Raw genomic sequence first — 16,804 nt, forward strand, 5'->3', positions numbered from 1 at the left:
ACAGCCCCTTCCGCAGGCGAGAATGCAGCATCTCGAACTGGGAGGAACCCATGAGCCAGGACCACCTGACTCTGCATGACCTGCTGCCCGCTCAGGCGCTGGCGGACGCGATCGACGCCGGGTACGTGACCCGCAAGTCGCACCCCGAACTGCCGCTGTCCATCTACACGTACTCGAGGACGGCCCAGTACGAGCGCGTCTGGAACCAGGTCACCACGCGCTGCCGCGGACTCGTCGCCGACGACACCACCGGCGCGATCGTCGCCCTGCCGCTGCCGAAGTTCTTCAACGTCGGCGAGCACGAGTCGGGTCAGCCGTACGCCCCCGCCCTCCCGGACGAGCCGTTCGAGGTGTACGACAAGGTCGACGGCAGCCTCGCCGTCGTCTTCCACTACGCGGACCGCTGGCGGGTCGCCTCCAAGGGCTCCTTCATCAGCGCCCAGGCCACCTGGGCCCAGCGCCTCCTCGACACCAAGGACACCGCGGCCCTGCGCCCGGGCACCACGTACCTCGCCGAGATCCTTTACCCGCAGAACCGGATCGTCGTCGACTACGGCGACCGCCGGGACCTCGTCCTGCTCGCCGCGTTCGGGGCGGACGGCACCGAGGTCCCGCTCGCCGAGGCCGCGCCCCACTGGGAGGGCATCGGCTCCGTCGTGACCGTCTGGCCCGCCATGCCGCTCGACGAGCTGATCGCGCTGACCGAGTCCAACACCCTGCCCGGCGGCGCCACGACCACCGGCATCGACGCGGAGGGCTTCGTGCTGCGCTTCGCCTCGGGCGTGCGCGCCAAGGCGAAGTTGTCCGAGTACGTACGCCTGCACAAGGTGCTCACCGGCGTCACCGAGCGGGACATCTGGCGCGGACACGGCATCCAGCGGTTCGCCGGCCTGCCCGCCAAGCAGCTCGCCCAGGGCCTGAACTGCACGGTCGCCGACATCGAGGCCTCGGGCGGCAAGCCGCTGGACGCGCTCCTGGAGCAGGTGCCCGACGAGTTCGACACCTGGGTGCGCGAGGTGATCGCCCGCCTGGAGGACGCGACGGCCCGCCACGAGCGTGCCGTCGACGAGGCCTACGCGGGCCTCGCGCACCTGGCCGCCGACCGCGGCGCCTTCGCGCGCGCGGTCCAGCAACTGGGCGACCGGAGCATCCGCGCCGCGATGTTCATGCGGCTCGACGGCCGGCCGACCGAGCTCACCTCCTGGCGGCAGGTGCGGCCGGAAACGGGCGACGCGTACGTCACCGACGAGGAGAACACGGCCGTGTCCGAAGCAGTGCCCGGCAGCACGCCCGCCGAGGTGCGCCCGGCACCCGCGCGCCAGGCCGCCCCGCGCGTGCCCGCACCGGCCGCGGACCGGCTCGTGGAAAGCGACCGGCCGGAGGCCCCGCTGCCGGTCGTGCACGTCATGACGGGTCTGCCGGCCTCCGGCAAGACGACCGCGGCGCGCGCCCTCCAGGCGCAGTCCGGCGGCCGGATGCGCCGGGTCAACCTGGACGACCTGCGGAGCATGCTCGACCTGCCGGACCCCGAGCGGGGCCGCTCCTGGGCACACGAGCAGACCGCACTGGCCGTGCAGGACGCGGCGGTCCGCGCGGCCGTCGACGGTGGTTTCGACGTCGTCGTCGACAACACCCACCTGACCAAGCACATTCCGAAGCGCCTCAAGGCGGCGGTCGGCGGACTCGCCACGTTCGTCGTGCACGACTTCACCGACGTCCCGCTGGAGGAGTGCCTGCGCCGGGACGCCGCCCGGGAGAACCAGGTCGGCGAGGAGATCATCCGCGTCCTGGCCGACAAGCACCAGAAGGCCCGCAAGGGCGGCTGGCGGCTGACGGCCGAGTGGCTCAACGGCACGTCCGGCGGGACGGCCGTGCCGCCGGTGCGGGAGTACGTCGCGGACCCGGCGCTGCCCGCCGCGGTCCTGTGCGACATCGACGGCACGCTCGCCCTGACCGGCGACCGCGGGCCGTACGACTTCTCGCGCTGCGAGTTCGACCTGCTCAACGAGCCGGTCCGGCACGCGCTGGACGCCTTCCGGAGGGCCGACGGCGACGTGATCGTGCTGCTGTCGGGTCGGAGCGAGGAGTTCCGCACGCAGACGGAGTCCTGGCTGAGGCGTCACCAGGTCCCGTACGACGAGCTGTGGATGCGCGCGGCGGGCGACACCCGCCGCGACGACCTGGTGAAGGCGGAACTCTTCGACGCGCACGTGCGTCACCGGTACGCGGTACGGGTGTCGCTCGACGACCGGGACCGGGTGGTCGCGGTCTGGCGCCGGATGGGCCTGCCCACCTGGCAGGTCAACTACGGCGACTTCTAGGGCGCGGCCGTCGTGACGGGCGTGCTGATCGTCGATGCCGCGAACGTCGTCGGCTCGGTACCGGACGGCTGGTGGCGGGACCGGCGGGGCGCGGCCGAGCGGCTGCGCGACCGGCTGGCGGCGCGGGGCGGCGACGAGGAGATCATCCTCGTCGTCGAGGGCGCCGCCCGGGGCGTCGAGTCCGTGCCCGGCGTGCGGGTGGACCCGGCGCCCGGGAGCGGTGACGACCGGATCGTCGAGCTGGCCGCGGCCCACGCGGGGCGCGACTGCATCGTGGTCACGGCCGACCGCGAACTGCGCGAACGGGTCCGGGCGTACGGTGTGCGGTGCGTGGGGCCGCGCGCCGTACGCCCGGACCGCTGACCTGGCCCTGATGTGGGTCGCGGGTCAGCGGCAGTAGTGCACCGTGCTGAGGTTCTTGACGTAACGGGCCGCGACCCAGTGCTCCTGGCCGTAGGCCTTGTCGCCCTCCCCGCGGCCGCCCGTGTCGGCGTTCTGGTTGCCGCCGTTCTGCCAGCTGTCCTTCTCGCCCTTGTCGTGCTCGTCCTTGCCGTTCTCCTTGTGCAGGCGGTACCAGATGCGGTTGCCGTCGACCGACTGCCCGTACTTCTTGCACTCGATCTCGACCTTGTGGTGCGGCTGCAGATGCCCGACGGCCTGGGAGTGGGTGGTCGGCTTGCTGCGGACCTTCAGCGGGCCCTTCGAGACGACCTTGCCGATGGCGTGCCGACCGTAGGCCCCGTCGGCGAGCGCGGTCCCGGCTCCGACCAGGCCGAGCACCAGGCTTCCGGCGGCGAGGGCGAGGATGGTCCTGGTGGGCTTCAGCATGAGCCGGCTCCTCTACGAAGACATCCGCCCGGCGGCTGCGCGCGGCGCGGGGCGGCAACCAGGCGGCTGCCACCGACGACTATGGCGAGGGCGGGCGGGTACGGGCCGTCGGCGCACCGCCGTATAGCCCGATATGCCCAATCCGTACGCCGCTGTTCATGCCCGGGCCGCCGGGTTCCCGTACTCATGGCCTCCGGGCCCGGCGGCGGTTACCGTGAGGGTCACACGGGGGTTCGACGAAGTCTCAGGGGGCGTGCATGCGGCGTGGGTTGACGATGGCGTAGGCGTTGGGCGGGGCACTGGCCGCGATGCTGACCCTGGGCGGATGCAGGTCGGGCGGGGACACCGGGGCGAGCCCGAAGCCCGCACCGTCGGCGTCGGCGTCGGTTACGGACACGGCCCCCTCACCCTCCGCCTCCACCGCCCCCGGCACACTGCCGACGGCGTACACCTTCACCCCCGACCCGGCCCGCGTCCCGCACACCCCCGACCAGGCACAGCGCCTGACCCGGGCCGCCGCCCCTCCGTCAAGGGCGCCGATGGGTACGAGACCAGGGACCTGCTGAAGGTGGCCGCCGAGGGCGCGGCCAAGGCGCTGTACCGCGTCCGGGCGGCGCCCGTTCGGCGCCGGCCCGGCCGAGGCCATGCTGTTCCGCACCGTGCACGACACCGCCGACACGGCCGGAATCCCGGAAGGGCTGCTGCCCCCGATCGCGGCGTGCCTGGCCAAGGCGCCGGGGGACCGCCCCACAGCCGCGGAGCTGCGCGACGTCCTCGCCGAGGACACCCCCGGCCCCTGGCTGCCCGGCGGACTGCTCCAGCTGATCGCCGAACGCTCCGCGCAGATGCTCCAGTTGCCCGACATCGAGCCGACCCGGACGACGGTGCCGTCGGCGCCGACCGGGCCTGAAGCGACCGCGGACGCCCCTCAGGCCCCGGCAGTCGTACCCGTATCCCTGCCCGCACGGCCGCGCCGGCGGAGCCTGCTCGCGGCGGGCGGCGCCCTCGCCCTCCTCGCGGGCGGCGGAGGCACGGCCGCCTGGCTGCTGCGGGACAAGGAGAAGGAGTCCACACCGGACAAGAAGGGTCCCGGCCCCGTCCGCCCGATCCTGGCCATCGGCCTCCAGGCCGACCTGAGCGGCCCCGGCCAGGCCGTGGGCAAGGCCCAGCGCGACGGCGCCCTGCTGGCCGTGGAGGAACTCACGTCCCGCGACGACCTGCCCTTCGCCTTCCGGCTCGCCGAGTCCGACGACCGGGGAGCGGCCCCTCCGGCGCGGCCCGCCTCGCCGTTGCCCTGGCCGCGGTCGGCTACCGGGGCCGGACCATCGCCACCCAGGCCGTCCACGACCCCCTCTTCCTCCAGGAAGCGGGCGGGGGCGCCGAGGGCTGGCTGCTGGTCTCCACCGCGGTCGACCCGGCCGCGGCCCCCGCGGCCCGCGCCTTCGACACGGCCTTCCGCGCCCGTTACCGGGCCCCCGCCCCGCCCTACGCGGCCGAGGCCTACGACGCCGTCCACCTCCTGGCCCGGTGCGCGCAGGGCCTGGGCCGCGCCCAGGTCGGCCGCGGCGACCTCGTCCCCACCCTGCGGGGGACCAGGTACGAGGGCGTCTCCAAGGCCTACGCCTTCGAGCAGGCCAACGGCACCTACACGGGCGACGGCCTCTTCTTCTACGAGGTCGCCTCGGGCCGCTTCCGTTTCCTCGGCAACCGCTCCACCGCGTGGCCGGTCTGATCCCGGCCGGTGAACCGGCGAAGCCGAGCAAGCGGGGACCGTCCAGCCGCGCCCAGGCCGTGGTCGTGGCCCACGAGTTCGGCCCGGCCGCCCGAATGCCCTGATACCGCCCGCTCCGGATGCGGGCGGCGGCGGCCCGGGCGAGAGTGGGGGCCATGGGTATCGAAGACTACGGCGGCGGACCCGGCGCGCAGCAGACCGGCGTCCTCGTCGTGACGACCAACGACGTCCCCGGCTTCCGGGTGGAGCAGGTGATCGGCGAGGTGTTCGGCCTCACCGTGCGCTCCCGCCACCTGGGCAGCCAGATCGGCGCGGGCCTGAAGTCGATGATCGGCGGAGAGCTCAAGGGCCTCACCAAGACCCTGGTGGAGACCCGCAACCAGGCCATGGACCGTCTCATCGAACAGGCGAAGTCGCGGGGCGCGAACGCCGTCCTGATGATGCGCTTCGACGTGACCGACGCCGCCGACGTCGGTACCGAGGTGTGCGCGTACGGGACCGCGGTCGTCCTCGTGCCCGCCTCCACCTGATCTCCCCCTCTGGCCGGCCGCAGCCGTGCGGTCGCGGAACTGAACATCGGCTACCGCCCCTTGGGCCCCGTCCCTCCCTTGTACGGTGGTCCCCTCGGAGACGAAGGAGCGGTCCGATGGGTCAACGCAAGTCGGCGGCAGAGGTGTTCGACGAGCTGGGGGAGCGCTACGAGGAGGCGTTCGGGCTGCTGCCCGGCCAGCTCGACGCCCTCGACTGGCTCATCGAACGGCTGCCCGGTGGAGCCCGCGTGCTGGACGTGGGCAGCGGCACCGGCCGGCCCACCGCCGCGGCACTGATCCGGGCCGGCTGCGCCGTGACCGGCATCGACGTCTCGGCGGCCATGGTCGAACTGGCCCGCGCGAGGGTCCCGCAGGCACGCTTCGAACAGGCCGACGTGCGCACCTACACGCCCCCGCCGGGCGGGTTCGACGCGGTGTGCTCCTTCTTCCCGCTGCTCGTGATGGACCAGCCGGAGGTCGCGGCGGCGCTGGACCGGATGGCGTCCTGGGTCGCGCCGGGCGGGTACTTCGTGATGGCGACGGTCCCCGGCGACATCCGCGGCCTCGACATCGAGTGGATGGGCCACGAGGTCACCGTGAGCAGCCTCTCGACGGAGGACCATCTGGCCAGGCTGACGGAGAGCGGTCTGGAGGTGCTGCACCACCACATCGCCCCCTTCCTCCCCGCCGACGCACTCGCCGGCCCCGAGGAACATCTCTTCTGCTACGCCCGGCGGCCGTGACCGGGCCCAGCGGACCGGACCGCGCACCGACCGCTGGGCCCGGAACCGTACGGGAGCCACCCCACCCGGCGCCTGAACAGCCGGCTGAAGCAGGCCGGATCCGCGTAACCGACCGCCGGGTGACCCCGGCGACCGGCAGGTCGGTGCGGGCCGGCAGCTCACGCCGCCACACTGCGGGGGAGAAGGACCGGCGTGCTCAAGGGGACGCGGGCTCGCGGAGCGCGAGCGGCACGGGCGCGGGACGGGGCCGGCTCCCCAGGCCCGCCGCGAGGCCGGCGACGACCACGGCCAGGCCCAGCCACACCGCCGGACCCGGGACACCGCCGCCCGTGAGGACCCCGGCGCCCGCCGCGGCGAGCGGCGCGACCCCCGTCAGCAGCCCGGCCCGGCCGGCGCCCACGGCGGCCACCGTGCGGTACCAGAGCAGGAACGCCACCGCCGTCACCATGACGGCGAGGTATCCGGCGGCCGCCCACTGGGCCGCCCCGAGTTCCAGCAGCTCCGAGGGCCGCTCCGTACACACCGTGAGCCCCGCCAGCATCACCGCCCCCATCCACACCGCGTGTACGGACACGCCCCACGCGCCGTGCCGGCGCAGCACCGGTACGGCGAGCAGGGTGAACCCGGCCTCGCAGCCCAGCGCGAGCGCGGCCCAGGCCACCCCGGCGGCGTCGGTCCGGCCCGTCCCCTCGACCAGTACGGCCCCGGCCACGACCACGGGAGCCGCCAGCAGCACCTGACGGCTGGGCCGCCGCCCCTCCAGGAAGGGACCGATCAGCCCGAGCAGGATCGGCACGGAAGCCACCGCGACGGCGATGACGGCCGGTTCGGCATGCGCGACCCCGCGTACGACGGCCACGTTGAACAGCACCAGTCCCGTCGCCGCGATCCCGGCCAGCCACAGCCACTCCCGGCCGCGCGGCCGCAGCACCGGCACCCGGGCGGCCCGGGCCAGGGCGAGCAGGAGCAGAGCGGCGGCCGTGTACCGGACGGCCTGGACGGCGAACAGCGGGGCGTCGACGAGGGAGCGGGAGACGGTGACGCTGCTGCCGACCAGCGCCATCCCGGTGATACCGGGCGCCAGGTCCCGGAAGGCGGTGGAAGGTGTCTTCGTCTTCATGCGCCCAGCCTCGCGGCACAATGGTCCCATGAGCAGGTCCAATGAAGGCCGGGACGAGGGGTCCAAAAGCGGATCGGACTTCCTCCAGCTCGACATCGGCCAGGCCCCTCCCGGAGGCCGCACCGACTGGCTGGCGGGCCGGCTCCGCGCCGCCATCGCCGACGGTACCCTGCCGGTCGGCAGTCGGCTCCCGGCCAGCCGTGTGCTCGCCGCGGAACTGCGCGTCTCCCGGGGGCTGGTCACCGAGGCGTACCAGCGCCTCGCCGAGACCGGTCAGGTGTCCGGCCGGGGCCGGGGCGGCACGGTCGTCGTCGCCGCCCCGCCCCCGGCGGCCGGGCCCACCGCCACCGCCCCCACGCGCGGAGGGCTGGTGGACGCCCTGCGGGCCGTGCCCTGCCGGATCGACCTCTCGCCCGGAGTACCCGACCTGACCGCCTTTCCCCGTACCGCCTGGCTCCAGGCCGAGCGGCGGGTGCTCGCCGGGCTCACCCCCGCCGACTTCGGCTACGGGAACCCGCAGGGCGCGCCCGCGCTGCGCGAGGCCGTCGTCGGCTGGCTGGCCCGCAACCGGGGGATCCGCGCCGACCCCGACGACGTGGTGGTCGTCGCGGGGGTGGCCCAGGCCCTGGGGCTGCTGGCGCAGGTCCTGCGGGAGGACGGGGTGGTCCGGATCGCGGTCGAGGACCCCGGCTCGCTCGGGGCCCGGCAGCAACTGGAGTACGGGCGGCTGGAGACGGTGCCCGTACGGGTGGACGAGGCCGGGCTGGACGTGGCCGCGCTCCGGGCGAGCGGGGCGGGCGCCGTCCTGCTCACCCCGGCGCACCAGTTCCCGACCGGGGTCGTGCTCGACGGTGAGCGCCGCCGCGACCTGCTCGGCTGGGCGGCCGCCGGGGGACTGGTCATCGAGGACGACTACGACGCGGAGCACCGCTACGACCGGGCTCCCGTCCCCGCGCTGCGCGCCCTGCTGCCCGAGGCCGTCTGCTACGCCGGGAGCGTGTCCAAACTCCTCGCCCCCGCCCTGCGCCTCGGCTGGCTGCTGGTCCCGCCGCGCCTGCGCGAGTCCGTGAACGAGGCCAAGCGCTACGCCGACCTCGGCAACCCGGTCCTCGCCCAGCTGGTGCTCGCCCGGCTGATGGACTCCGGCGAACTGGAGCGCCACCTGCGCTTCGTCCGGCGCCGCCACCGCCGCCGCAGGGACGCCATGCTCCGCGCCGTCGCGGACCGGCTGCCGGGGGCCCGGGTGCACGGCGCGGCCGCCGGACTGCACCTGATGGTCACCTTCGACCGCGCCCGCTTCGCGGACACGGCCCTGGCCTCGGCGGCCCTGGCCCTCGGAGTCAAGACCCACCCGCTCTCCTGGCACCGCCTCACCCCGGGCCCGCCCGGCCTGATCCTCGGCTACGCGGCGGGCTCGACGGGCGAGATCGAGGAGGGCATCGCCACGCTGGGCACGGCCCTGGCAGGCCTCCCGCCCGGCTGACTCCTCCTCGGGCACGGTCGAAAAAATATCTGCGCGACGGCGGCAACCTCGGCGGGGTTCGCGCGTCGTGCGGGGGTGAAGGGTGCGATCCGGCTCCCTCGACCCGACCGTGGAGAACCACCGTGATGAACCTGAAGCGCGTCCCCCGCACCGTCCGCCGGGCCGCCCTCGGCGCTGCCGCCGCCGGGGCGGTCGTCGCTCTCGCCGGACCGGCCTTCGCCGTGGGGGGCTCCGCCTCGCCGGTGCCGGCGCCCGCGTCCAGCGCCTCGCCGAGCGCCGCGCCGAAGACGGCCTCCACCGACGCGACGCCGAGCCCGTCCGTCAGCGTGCCGGGCAGTGCCGCGCCGAGCCCGTCCGTCAGCGTGCCCGGCGGTGCGGCACCGAGCGCCGCCCCCAGCGCGGCTCCCGGCGGCGCCCCCCAGCCCTCGGCTTCGCCCGCCGGGTTCGAGCTCGCGCATACTGGCTCCTCCGCGACCAACACCGCACTGGGAGCCGGGGCCGCCGTGCTCATCGCCGCCGGCGCCGGGACCCTGTACGCCGTGCGGCGCCGCGCCAACGGCTGAGGAACACCGTGCTCCACCTCGCACCATCCGTCGGCCCCCTCACGCCCGGCTTCGGCCGGGCGTGGCGGGGCCTGTGGTCGTTGCTGCGCCGCGACAGCTCCGCCCCGGCCGCCGTGCCCCGGCCGTACGGGTACCCGTACCTCCACGACACGACCGGAAGCCCGGGCGATCCGCCGCCCACCGTGACCGCGCTCTACCACGCGCACCGGTTGCGCATGGTCCGCCTCGCGGTGCTCCTCGTCGACGACCCGGCCACCGCCGAGGACGTGGTCCAGGACGCCTTCACCGCCCTGTACCGCCGCCACGGGGAGCACATCACCGAGGTGGACAACGCCCTCGGCTACCTGCGCACCGCCGTCGTCAACACCTCGCGCTCGGTCCTGCGCCGCAGGCGGACCGCCCGGGCCTGGACGCCGCCCGCGGCGGCAGACGTACCGTCGGCGGAGGCGTACGTGGTCCTCGACGAGGCGCACCGCGAAGTGCTCGCCGCGCTGGGCCGGTTGAGCCCGCGCCGACGCCAGGTCCTGGTGCTCCGGTACTGGGCCGAGCTCAGCGAGGCGGAGATCGCCACCACCCTCGGGATCAGCCGGGGAGCGGTGAAGTCGAACGCGAGCCGGGCGCTGGACGCGCTGGAACGGATTCTGGAGGGACGGGTATGACGTACGGCGAACGCCCCGTCGAGCGCAGGCTGCGGGAGGCCCTGGACGCGCGCGCGGCCGGTGTGACGGTCCGCGAGCTGCGCCCGGCCGATCCGCCGGGGCCGCACGTACGGCGGTTCCCCGGGTTCCCCGTGGCGCGGCTGCGGAGCCTCGGGCTGCCCCTGGCCGGGCTGGCCGCGGCGGCCGCCGCCGCGGTGGGCTACCTCGTGCTCGCCCCCGAGCCGCCTCCCGTCCGCCCGGCGCCGCCCGCGGCGCCGCCCGAGATCGGGTCCCCTACGCCGACTCCCCGGCCGTCGCCGTCCGTCATGCCGGACCCGAGCTCCGCGCCGACGCCGGGCCCGAGCACCACGCCGTCCGCGACGCGGACTCCCACGGGGGCCTCGGTCTCACCGTCGAAGTCCGTGCCCTCGTCGGCGTCCCCGCCACCCACGAGCTCCCGCTCCACACCTCCTTCGGCGTCCCCGAGCCCTTTCAAGCCTTAGAGGTCCTCACCAAGGCGCGTTGAACGTGCCGGTGTGTGATGAGGCATGTGTGGCAAGGCCGGGGAAGGCTTCGTGGATGTCGTCGCGTCGTTCCCACCGGATGCCGGTATGCGGTACGAACAGAATCCCGCACACTGCCATCCGGTCGCACCCGAGGTCGGCCCGCCTCCGGGGACGTGGCCGAGCCCGCACTCTCATACCTCCGCGACCCGGCGCTCAGCGACAACAGCCCGCTGACCAACCCCGTTTCGGAGTGCCTTGCGCGCCGGAGAGCTCTGGCGCACCGAAGCCCGACCGAGCCGACTCAGCCGTTCCGGCGATCCGCTGGAAGGTGCCGGCAGGTCACCTCACTTGGCGACTCCATTGCCATGGACGAGTGCGAGGAATGCGCCTTGCCCCGCAGCCCTCAGCCGGCCCGGGTGTTCTCCACCACCGCGACCAGCGGGGCCAGTTCGGGGTTCCGCGCGGCCTCGTCCAGCGCCTCGCGCAGGGCGGTGTCGTTCGTCGGCCGGGCCGCGGCCAGCAGGGACAGGCCCGCCTCGCTCACGTCGGTGTAGATGCCCCGCCGGTCGGTGTCGCAGATGTAGCGGTTCAGCAGGCCGCGGTCCTCCAGCCGGCTGACCAGCCGGGTCGTCGCGCTCTGGCTGAGCACCACCGAGTCGGCGACCTGGTGCATCCGCAGGTGTCCGCCCGGTCCGCCGTGCTGGCGGCTCAGGACGTCGAGCAGCGAGTACTCGCGCACGCTCAGGCCGTGTCCCGCCTGGAGCTCCCGCTCGATGTGCGCCTCGATCCGCCCGTGCAGGAGGGAGAGGGCGCACCAGCCCTGGGAGAGGGCGGTGAGCGCGCTGTCCGTGGCCGTCATGGGCTCCTCCTCCGAAGCGGGTACCGCGTACGCCACCAGGATAGGCCACCTGCGCAATAGCCCGCGCTTGCAAATATCCCGCGTGTGCAATTAATGTGGACGCACGTAAACAGCGGCGGCAACATACGCCGCGCGTCGGCGGCCGTGGCACCGCGAACCGCTCCACCCCCTCCCCTGAAGGGCTCCTCCCCTCATGCCTCTCGCACTGCTCGCCCTCGCCATCGGGGCTTTCGGGATCGGCACCACCGAGTTCGTGATCATGGGCCTGCTCCCCGAGGTCGCCGGCGAGTACGGCGTCTCCATCCCCACCGCGGGCTTCCTGGTCACCGGCTACGCCCTCGGCGTGGTCCTCGGCGCGCCGCTGATGACCGTCCTCGGCACCCGCATCCCCCGCAAGCGGATGCTGATGCTCCTCATGGGCCTGTTCATCGCGGGCAACGTGCTCTCCGCGCTCGCCCCCGCCTTCGAGGTCATGCTGGCCGGCCGCGTCGTCGCCTCCCTCGCCCACGGCGCCTTCTTCGGCATCGGCGCCGTCGTCGCCGCCGGGCTCGTCGCCCCCGAGAAGAAGGCCGGAGCCATCGCCATGATGTTCACCGGCCTGACCGTGGCGAACGTGGTCGGCGTCCCGCTCGGCACCCTCGTCGGGCAGACCCTCGGCTGGCGCGTCACCTTCCTGATCGTCGCCGGGCTGGGCGTCCTCGGCCTGCTCGGCATCGCCCGGCTGGTACCCGAACTGCCCCGGCCCGAAGGCGGCGTACGGATCCGACGCGAGCTGGCCGCCTTCCGCAACGTCCAGGTGCTCCTCGCGATGGCGATGACCGTGCTCGGCTTCGGCGGCGTCTTCGCCGCGATCACCTACATCACCCCGATGATGACCCACGTCGCCGGCTTCGCCGACTCGTCCGTCACCTGGCTCCTCGTCCTCTTCGGCCTCGGCATGGTCGCCGGAAACCTCATCGGCGGCCGGTACGCCGACCGCGCGCTGATGCCGATGCTGTACGTGTCCCTCGGCGCGCTCGCCGTCACGCTGGCCGTCTTCACGCTCACCGCTCACACCAAGGCGGGCGCCGCCGTCACCATCGTGCTCATCGGCGCCCTCGGCTTCGCGACCGTGCCCCCGCTCCAGAAGCGGGTGCTCGACCAGGCGGCGGGCGCGCCGACCCTGGCCTCCGCGGTCAACATCGGCGCCTTCAACCTGGGCAACGCCCTCGCCGCCTGGCTCGGCGGCCTGGTGATCGCCGCGGGCCTCGGCTGGACCGCCCCGAACTGGGTCGGCGCGGCGCTCGCCGCCTCCGCCCTGGTGCTCGCCCTGATATCCGGCGCGCTGGAGCGCCGTACCGCCGGGCTCGCGCACCGCCCCGGCCGCGTGGCCGCGACCGGGACCCACGAGACGCCCGCCGCCGTCCCGGCTCACCTCTGACCCGCCACCTGCCCGTCGTACACCCCCCTGCAAGGAGAAACCCGCATGTCCAGCCTCCTCCGTACCGCCGTCGCCCCCCTGACCAGCGAGGACGCCGACCTGCTCGTCTCCGCCGCCCGGACCGCCGCGGAAGCGGCCGGGGCCACGGTCAGCGTCACCGTCCTCGACGCCGGCGGTCACCTGCTCGCCTTCCGCCGCGACGACCGCGCCGTGCTGATCTCCGGTGAGACCAGCACCCGCAAGGCCTACACGGCCCTGCAGCTGAACGCGCCCACCGCCGACCTCGTCGACGCCGTGCGGCCCGGCGGGCTGTTCCACACGCTGCCCACCGCCCTCGACCGGCCGCTGCTGTTCATCGCCGGCGGGCTGCCCGTCCACCGCGACGGCCGCCTGATCGGCGCGATCGGCGTCGGCGGCGGGGCCCCGGACCAGGACCACGGGTTCGCCGCCGCCGCGCTCGACGCCCTGGCCTGAGGCCTCCGGGTCGCGCGCCCGTGTCCCTCGTGCCAGGTTGGTACGGGGGATACGGGCGCACGATGCGAAATCCGAGGTTTCACGTGAGAGGCCACGTCATAGCGACGGCCACGGTCGCCGCACTGGTCACCTTCGCCGTCCCGGGCTGCACGGCCGCCTCCGACGAGGCCCGCGCCCCTGCCGCCCCGACACCCGGTGCCAGTGCCGGCTCGTCGGCCCCGTCCGCGGCGCCCACCGAACCCGCCCCGTCCCCGACGCCCTCCTACGCCCTGTCCACCGCCCCGAGCACCATCCCCGCCGTACGGGAACACATACCCGCCCGGGGCCCCGGCTGGAAGCCCGCCCCGCAGGCCCGCGTGGTGGTCGCGCCGTCCGACAAGGCGGCCCTGTCGGACGAGGGCAAACTGCTCGCCGGTGAACTGCGCATGGGATACGCCGAGTCGGGGGAGCCGCGCACCGGAGACGTCGAACTCTCCCTGGGCGCCAAGGGATCCGGCCCGCCCGAGTCGTACACCCTCGCGGTCAAGGACGGCCGGGTGCGGATCGCCGGACCCGACGAGGCCGGGGTCTTCTACGGCACCCGCACCCTCAAACAGGCGGTGAAGAGCGCCGGTTCGGCTCCCGAGGGCACCGTGCGCGACGGCCCGGCCAAGCCGCAGCGCGGGCTCAACCTCGACATCGCGCGCAAGCACTTCACCCCCGACTGGATCGAGGACCGGCTGCGCGAGATGGCGGACCTGAAGCTCAACCAGCTCGGCCTGCACTTCTCCGACGACCAGGCCTTCCGGATCGAGTCCGACAGCCATCCCGAGATCGTCTCCACCCCGCACCTCACCAAGGCACAGGTGCGCGCCATCACCGCACTCGCCTCCCGCCTGCACATCACCGTCGTCCCCGAGATCGACTCGCCCGGACACCTGGGCGCGGTGCTGCGCGCCCACCCCGGCCTGCAGCTGCGCGACGCACAGGGCCGGGCGGTGAAGGGGGCGGTGGACATATCGAACCCCGCCTCCGCGAAGCTCGTCGACGAGCTGCTGCGCGAGTACCGGCCGCTGTTCCCCGGCGGGGCCTGGCACCTGGGCGCCGACGAGTACCAGGCGCTGGTGGTCCGCGACCCTGAGGCCTCCTTCCCGCAGCTCGCGAGCGCGGCCCGGCAGCGGTACGGGCCCACGGCGCGCGTGCAGGACCTGGCCACGGGCTGGCTCAACGACCGCGCGAACACGGTGCGGCCCTCGGGCAAGGCGCTGAAGGCCTGGAACGACGGCTTCTTCCGCGGCGGTGTCACGAGCGCGGCCAAGGACATCCAGGTCGAGTACTGGACGGGCAAGGAGATCGGCGCCCGTCCGCCGCTGGAGTACCTGCGCGAGGGCCGCAAGGTCGTGAACCTCAACGACGAGTACCTGTACTACGTGCTGGGCGAGCCGAACCAGTTCACGTACCCCACGGGCAAGCGCATCTACGAGCAGTGGACCCCGCTGGTCCTGCGCGGTACCACCCCCGTCCCGGCGCAGTACGCGGACCAGATCCTGGGCGGGCGCCTCGCCGTCTGGAGCGACCTGTCCGGAGCGCAGACCCAGAACCAGGTGGCGGCGGGCATCCGGGTGCCGCTGGCCGCGCTGTCCCAGAAGGTCTGGGACGCCCGCACCCCGGCCCTGCCGTGGACCGGCTTCAGCGCTCTCGCCGACCGCCTGGACCCGCCGGGGTGATCTCGCGGGGTCAGGCCGCCGCGGCCGCCACCCCGGGCGACAGGGTGGCCCCGCACCCGAAGTGCGCCCCAGGGCCCGTCCGCGGGGACCGGTCATCCATGGTCGGCGACCATGTCACCGCAGAGGGAGCCCTCCACCTTGCCCAGCAGCCGGACCAGTTCGGTGCGTTCGGCCTCGTCCAGGCCGTCCAGGGTCTGACGCTCCAGTTCGCCCCAGGCCCGGCGCACCTCGACGAGGAGGCCGCAGCTGGTCTCCGTGGCCTCGACCAGGGAGGCGCGCCGGTCGGACGGGTCGGGGCGGCGCCGTACATGTCCGACCTGCTGGCCTTCGGGGCGCTCTGCCTGGCCAACCCCGACCTGCCGGAGCGGCTGCGCACGCAGGGCCCGTACAACACCCCGGACCGCTCCACCTTCTTGGGAGGCGACGCCCGCGGCTACACGCACTATCCGGTCCGTTTAGTCGCCGTATACGCCGGGTGACGGTACGCCGCTCCGCTCAGCCCCGCCGGTCCCGGAGCTGCCAGCGCCGGGAGGCCCACCGGCCGATCAGCGGCAGGGCCGTGACCGCCGTCAGGGTCCAGGCGGCGGCGAAGGCCCAGATCAGCGGCTGGGACACGGTGACCGAGGCCGCCACGAACAGGGCCACGGTCACCGCGCCGAGCAGACAGGCCGCCAGGGTGCGGCGGCGCGGATGGCCGGACCGCAGGAGCCGGTCGAGGGACCGGTCGCCTTTCAGGTCGGCTTCGATCGCCGAGAGGGCGCGCTGCTCGTGATCGGAAAGTCCGGCTCCGTCCATGACGACGTACCTCCGTGTGCTGTCCCGCCGGGCGCGGACCGCAGCCTCTGGCCTGCGAATACCCGGCCAAGGCGCGGCCCAACCCCGGAGGACGTCACGGCTGCCCCTCCGGTTACCAGATGGAGTTGACCCACTCCGGGTGGTCGATGAACGGGTTCCGGTTGTGCTGGTAGCTGTCGAATATGACCTGGTTGCGGCGCTGCTCGAAGGCGTCCGGCGGGTCCATCTGGTTCCACTGCTTCAGCAGGCTGATCCGGCCGAAGAGGGGGGCGGTGCCGTTGTTGACCTTGTCGTTCATCTCCAGGTCCGCGAAACCGTCGCCGCCGTCGTAGCGCACGGCCATGTAGAGCAGCATCCGCGCCACGTCGCCCTTGACCGCGTCCCGCGGCTCGAAGGAGTCGGCGTCGGTGTAGCTGCCCGGGGCCTCGGAGACCGGGCTGCCGCCCATGTCGAAGTCCTTGTTGCCGCGGGTGCTGTTGACCGTGACGTCCTCGGGGCGCAGGTGGTGCAGGTCGGTGCCCGGGCCGGTCGCCGTGCCGAAATCGCCGTGGCTCTTGGCCCAGACGTGCTCGCGGTTCCAGTCGTTGGAGCCGCCGCCGTTGGTGGACTTGGACTGGGAGCGGCCGGAGTAGACCAGGATGACGTTGTTCGGGTTCGCCGGGTCCTGGTCGGTCACCTTGAGCGCGTTCCACACGCCGTCGTAGGTCACCTTGGACTGGGTCTGGATGATGTCGTGCAGTGCGGTCTTCAGCGCGGCGCCGGTCTTGCCCGCGGCGGGTGCGTAGTAATCGTCCACCGTGGTCGCGGCCGTGGCCGCGCCCGTGGCCGTGGCGGACTGGGCGTCCGCCGTCCGCTGCTGGCCCGCCGAGGCGGCGGCCGGGACGGCGAACAGGGCGGCGGCCGCGAGGCCGGCAGCCCAGGGAGTCAGGCGCGAGATTCTCATCACGTGGGGGTACCTCTCCATACGCACCGTCCCCGCCCGGGGAATTGGCGGGGTGTCAGGTGGCAGAGCGAGGCTCACATTGTCATGTGCCCAACAGGTAAAATCCATGTGTCCGGCATGCTCACCCCGGTGTGTGCCGGGCG

18 protein-coding genes and 2 pseudogenes are annotated in these 16,804 nt (G+C 73.9%); 12 read left to right on the forward strand and 8 right to left on the reverse strand.

Features of this window, described 5'->3' with window-relative positions; translation table 11 throughout:
• Positions 1 to 50 precede the first annotated feature (50 nt).
• Complete coding sequence (locus OG429_RS34465) at positions 51 to 2,321, forward strand: phosphatase domain-containing protein (protein WP_328929175.1); 2,271 nt, start codon at positions 51 to 53, stop codon at positions 2,319 to 2,321.
• Between the two features lie 12 nt (positions 2,322 to 2,333).
• Positions 2,334 to 2,684, forward strand: coding sequence for an NTP pyrophosphohydrolase (locus tag OG429_RS34470; RefSeq protein ID WP_328929176.1), 351 nt, complete (start codon positions 2,334 to 2,336; stop codon positions 2,682 to 2,684).
• 24 nt (positions 2,685 to 2,708) lie between these two features.
• Here the strand turns inward: OG429_RS34470 and OG429_RS34475 are convergent, their stop codons facing one another.
• Together OG429_RS34475 and OG429_RS34480 are read right to left on the reverse strand one after the other, a co-directional pair.
• Positions 2,709 to 3,149, reverse strand: a complete 441-nt coding sequence (locus OG429_RS34475; RefSeq protein ID WP_328929177.1) for a hypothetical protein — start codon at positions 3,147 to 3,149, stop codon at positions 2,709 to 2,711.
• Positions 3,150 to 3,393: 244 nt separating this feature from the next.
• Positions 3,394 to 3,546 (reverse strand): hypothetical protein, encoded by a 153-nt coding sequence (locus OG429_RS34480; RefSeq protein ID WP_328929178.1) that lies wholly within the window; start codon positions 3,544 to 3,546, stop codon positions 3,394 to 3,396.
• A 642-nt stretch (positions 3,547 to 4,188) separates the two neighbouring features.
• On the opposite strand from OG429_RS34480, the gene OG429_RS41575 reads away from it, so the two are divergent.
• From OG429_RS41575 to OG429_RS34490, 3 genes are all read left to right on the forward strand, one after another.
• On the forward strand, positions 4,189 to 4,881 hold the full coding sequence (locus tag OG429_RS41575) for an ABC transporter substrate-binding protein (protein WP_443051319.1): 693 nt from the start codon (positions 4,189 to 4,191) through the stop codon (positions 4,879 to 4,881).
• 155 nt (positions 4,882 to 5,036) lie between these two features.
• Positions 5,037 to 5,411 (forward strand): YbjQ family protein, encoded by a 375-nt coding sequence (locus OG429_RS34485; protein WP_328929179.1) that lies wholly within the window; start codon positions 5,037 to 5,039, stop codon positions 5,409 to 5,411.
• A gap of 116 nt (positions 5,412 to 5,527) precedes the next feature.
• Entirely contained in the window at positions 5,528 to 6,154 is a 627-nt protein-coding gene (locus tag OG429_RS34490) for a class I SAM-dependent methyltransferase (RefSeq protein ID WP_328929180.1), read from the forward strand.
• 196 nt (positions 6,155 to 6,350) lie between these two features.
• Here the strand turns inward: OG429_RS34490 and OG429_RS34495 are convergent, their stop codons facing one another.
• Entirely contained in the window at positions 6,351 to 7,274 is a 924-nt protein-coding gene (locus OG429_RS34495) for a DMT family transporter (protein ID WP_328929181.1), read from the reverse strand.
• Between the two features lie 28 nt (positions 7,275 to 7,302).
• On the opposite strand from OG429_RS34495, the gene pdxR reads away from it, so the two are divergent.
• From pdxR to OG429_RS34510, 3 genes are all read left to right on the forward strand, one after another.
• Positions 7,303 to 8,757 carry a MocR-like pyridoxine biosynthesis transcription factor PdxR gene (gene pdxR, locus OG429_RS34500; protein ID WP_328929182.1) on the forward strand — a complete coding sequence of 485 codons (1,455 nt, stop codon included), beginning with the start codon at positions 7,303 to 7,305 and terminating at the stop codon, positions 8,755 to 8,757.
• Positions 8,758 to 8,882: 125 nt separating this feature from the next.
• The gene (locus OG429_RS34505; RefSeq protein WP_328929183.1) at positions 8,883 to 9,320 is read left to right on the forward strand and encodes an LPXTG cell wall anchor domain-containing protein; all 438 of its coding nucleotides are present in this window, start codon (positions 8,883 to 8,885) and stop codon (positions 9,318 to 9,320) included.
• An 8-nt stretch (positions 9,321 to 9,328) separates the two neighbouring features.
• Complete coding sequence (locus OG429_RS34510) at positions 9,329 to 9,979, forward strand: RNA polymerase sigma factor (RefSeq protein WP_328929184.1); 651 nt, start codon at positions 9,329 to 9,331, stop codon at positions 9,977 to 9,979.
• Positions 9,980 to 10,178: 199 nt separating this feature from the next.
• Here the strand turns inward: OG429_RS34510 and OG429_RS34515 are convergent, their stop codons facing one another.
• Both OG429_RS34515 and OG429_RS34520 read right to left on the reverse strand, forming a co-directional pair.
• Positions 10,179 to 10,424, reverse strand: coding sequence for a hypothetical protein (locus OG429_RS34515; RefSeq protein ID WP_328929185.1), 246 nt, complete (start codon positions 10,422 to 10,424; stop codon positions 10,179 to 10,181).
• 443 nt (positions 10,425 to 10,867) lie between these two features.
• Positions 10,868 to 11,323 (reverse strand): MarR family winged helix-turn-helix transcriptional regulator, encoded by a 456-nt coding sequence (locus OG429_RS34520; RefSeq protein ID WP_328929186.1) that lies wholly within the window; start codon positions 11,321 to 11,323, stop codon positions 10,868 to 10,870.
• A 193-nt stretch (positions 11,324 to 11,516) separates the two neighbouring features.
• Here OG429_RS34520 and OG429_RS34525 point away from each other — a divergent pair, with 193 nt between their 5' ends.
• The 3 genes from OG429_RS34525 (at position 11,517) to OG429_RS34535 (ending at position 14,923) form a co-directional block, all read left to right on the forward strand.
• A complete protein-coding gene (locus tag OG429_RS34525) occupies positions 11,517 to 12,743 on the forward strand; it encodes an MFS transporter (RefSeq protein ID WP_328929187.1) in 1,227 nt (408 codons plus the stop codon).
• Positions 12,744 to 12,788: 45 nt separating this feature from the next.
• Positions 12,789 to 13,217, forward strand: a complete 429-nt coding sequence (locus OG429_RS34530) for a GlcG/HbpS family heme-binding protein (RefSeq protein WP_328929188.1) — start codon at positions 12,789 to 12,791, stop codon at positions 13,215 to 13,217.
• A 62-nt stretch (positions 13,218 to 13,279) separates the two neighbouring features.
• On the forward strand, positions 13,280 to 14,923 hold the full coding sequence (locus OG429_RS34535) for a beta-N-acetylhexosaminidase (RefSeq protein ID WP_443051292.1): 1,644 nt from the start codon (positions 13,280 to 13,282) through the stop codon (positions 14,921 to 14,923).
• Between the two features lie 92 nt (positions 14,924 to 15,015).
• Here OG429_RS34535 and OG429_RS34540 read toward each other — a convergent pair.
• Positions 15,016 to 15,246, reverse strand: a pseudogene (locus OG429_RS34540) (MarR family winged helix-turn-helix transcriptional regulator); the annotation flags it as partial.
• Here OG429_RS34540 and OG429_RS34545 point away from each other — a divergent pair.
• Positions 15,235 to 15,402 (forward strand): annotated as a pseudogene (locus OG429_RS34545) (alkene reductase); the annotation flags it as partial. The pseudogenes OG429_RS34540 and OG429_RS34545 overlap by 12 nt on opposite strands.
• Before the next feature lie 16 nt (positions 15,403 to 15,418).
• On the opposite strand, the gene OG429_RS34550 reads toward OG429_RS34545, so the two are convergent.
• Together OG429_RS34550 and OG429_RS34555 are read right to left on the reverse strand one after the other, a co-directional pair.
• The gene (locus OG429_RS34550) at positions 15,419 to 15,718 is read right to left on the reverse strand and encodes a DUF3040 domain-containing protein (protein ID WP_328929190.1); all 300 of its coding nucleotides are present in this window, start codon (positions 15,716 to 15,718) and stop codon (positions 15,419 to 15,421) included.
• Positions 15,719 to 15,830: 112 nt separating this feature from the next.
• Positions 15,831 to 16,661 carry an endonuclease I family protein gene (locus OG429_RS34555; protein ID WP_328929191.1) on the reverse strand — a complete coding sequence of 277 codons (831 nt, stop codon included), beginning with the start codon at positions 16,659 to 16,661 and terminating at the stop codon, positions 15,831 to 15,833.
• Between the last annotated feature and the right edge of the window lie 143 nt (positions 16,662 to 16,804).

This window comes from Streptomyces sp. NBC_00190 (genome assembly GCF_036203305.1).
Classification (GTDB): Bacteria; Actinomycetota; Actinomycetes; order Streptomycetales; family Streptomycetaceae; genus Streptomyces.